The sequence below is a fragment of the Pseudomonas sp. 20P_3.2_Bac5 genome (assembly GCF_025466035.1).
Lineage (GTDB): Bacteria > Pseudomonadota > Gammaproteobacteria > Pseudomonadales > Pseudomonadaceae > Aquipseudomonas.
The window spans coordinates 1-1,127 of sequence record NZ_JANLOA010000134.1 but is presented as its reverse complement, the minus strand read 5'-3'; the positions used below and the strand labels follow the sequence as shown (position 1 = coordinate 1,127).

1 protein-coding gene is annotated in these 1,127 nt (G+C 66.4%); it reads left to right on the top strand.

Going from position 1 to position 1,127, the window contains the following annotated elements:
- Positions 1 to 15 precede the first annotated feature (15 nt).
- Positions 16 to 1,127 (top strand): autotransporter-associated beta strand repeat-containing protein (locus tag NTD88_RS27140; protein ID WP_262154964.1); only part of this gene is annotated, 1,112 nt, incomplete at its 3' end.

Here is a 1,127-nt window from a genome sequence, read left to right as displayed (position 1 = left end):
GGCGGCGCGCTGACCGTGTCCGGCGCATCCAGCCTGGGCGCCACCCAGTCGGTGATGCTGAACAACGCCGTGGCGCTGAACAGCAACCTGACGGTCAGCGGCGACTTCGCGCTGCGCCTCAACGGCAACATCACCGGCGGCGCGGCCAACAAACTGATCAAGACCGGATCGGGCAACCTGACCCTGACCGGCACCAGCAACTTCCAGGGCGGCGTCGAGCTCAATGGCGGCACCCTGACGGTGGCCACCAACTCCGGCGCCCTTGGCAGCGGCGCCGTGACCGCCACCGGCGACAGCCGCCTGGAGTACACCTCGCCGCAGGTGTCGAGCACCCCGATTTTCATCAACAACGGCGTGACCCTCGAGTTCGCCAACGTTGTCCAGATCATTAACATGGGCTCGATCGGCGGCTCCGCCACCAGCACCCTGGCGAAGACCGGAAGCGGCGAGCTCATGCTGTTCAATGCCAACGCTTTCAGCGGTTTGCTGGACGTGCGCGAGGGCACCGTCACCGCAGCGGTCGCCAACGCGCTGGGCACCAACCCGAACGTGCTGGTCGGCAGCGGTGCAACCGTCGCGCTGACGGCCAGCAACACCATCAACAGCCTGAGCGGCGCCGGTCAGGTGACCGTCATCGCCGGCAGCACCTTCACGGTGGGCGCCGGCAACGCCAGTTCGACCTTCTCCGGGGCACTCAGCGGTTTGGGAGCCCTGACCAAGTCTGGTACTGGCACCTTGACCCTGAGCGGTATCAGCGGCCTCAGCGGTAACACCACGGTCAGCGCCGGTCGCCTGAACATCGCCTCCAGCGGCTCGCTGGCCAGCAACCTGGTCACCGTGGCCAACGGCGCGACCCTCGGCGGCAGCGGTACGCTCACCGGTGGCGTGACCATCAATAGCGGCGGCCATCTGGCCGTCACCAGCGGCAGCACGCTCAATACCGGTACGCTGACGCTGGCCAGTGGCAGCAACCTGGATATCGGGCTAGGCACGCCGACCATCGCCACGCCGATGATCAACGTCACCGGCAACGTGGCGATCAACAGCAGCACCTTCAACTTCAGCGATGCCGGTGGCCTGGCCAACGGCACTTACCGCCTGATCAACTACACCGGCACCCTGAACTA